The following is an 889-nucleotide window of genomic DNA, read 5'->3' on the forward strand; positions in this document are numbered from 1 at the left end:
GTGAAACGGCCCGTGGCCGTCAGGCCCCGTACGTCGATAACATCGGGACCAACGGTGCCGGTTAAAATGGGCAGCTCGACGGGGGCTGCGCCCTCGATGATCAACTGCGCTTTTTTGTCAGCCATGTGGCCTCCTATTTATGCTTCAAATCATCAGACAGACCCCCCACGCAGGGCCCGCACCACTATATTGATATAAATCCAGATGTCAATTTGCCTAAAGTCTTGCACCAGAAGGCTTTAACCGTACTTTTTCCTCGAAATTGACTGCCATTTACGCCTTTTATCCCGCCAGCGCAATCAGCTATTAGGGTGAGGTGAGCGCGTTGTCATTAGTAACCTAACTGTCTATACTCGGCCACCGACCGCCAAGGGCTTTTGGGCTTGCTTTCATTGGGGGTCGCACTCCCTGGGTGGTGCTTACCTGACCAGTGCACTCCCCAACAACTTTGCCCTGATTGTTAGGGGCTCTTCAGTGTGAAAAAAAGCCGTGAATAGCCAACGACCTGTAAACCTAGACCTAAGGACCATCAAACTCCCCATCACCGGCGTTACGTCGTTCCTGCACCGTGTTTCCGGCATCATCCTGTTCCTGGGCTTGGGCATCATGCTTTATGCATTGAGCAAATCCCTGGGTTCCGAGGAAGGATACGCCGAGGTGAAGGCATGCTTGACCAGCCCGCTGGCCAAGTTCGTAGCATGGGGCCTCCTGTCCGCTCTGCTGTATCACCTGGTAGCCGGTGTGCGCCACTTGATCATGGATGCGGGTATCGGTGAGACGCTGGAAGGCGGCCGCCTGGGCTCGAAAATCATCATCGCCATTTCCGTGGTGCTGATCGTTCTGGCAGGAGTTTGGATATGGTAACCAGCGTTACGAACCTTTCGCGTTC

The 889-nt window shown here is 54.3% G+C and carries 2 protein-coding genes; one reads left to right on the top strand and one right to left on the bottom strand.

Annotation, left to right across the window (positions count from 1 at the left end; translation table 11 throughout):
• A partial coding sequence (locus tag CFE47_RS31285) for a hypothetical protein (RefSeq protein WP_286843061.1) occupies window positions 1-125 on the bottom strand: 125 nt, incomplete at its 3' end.
• Window positions 126-489: 364 nt separating this feature from the next.
• On the opposite strand from CFE47_RS31285, the gene sdhC reads away from it, so the two are divergent.
• Complete coding sequence (gene sdhC, locus CFE47_RS31290) at window positions 490-864, top strand: succinate dehydrogenase, cytochrome b556 subunit (protein ID WP_016979564.1); 375 nt, start codon at window positions 490-492, stop codon at window positions 862-864.
• Window positions 865-889: the final 25 nt, after the last annotated feature.

Source organism: Pseudomonas sp. PGPPP1 (genome assembly GCF_002255865.1).
Classification (GTDB): Bacteria; Pseudomonadota; Gammaproteobacteria; order Pseudomonadales; family Pseudomonadaceae; genus Aquipseudomonas; species Aquipseudomonas cremoris.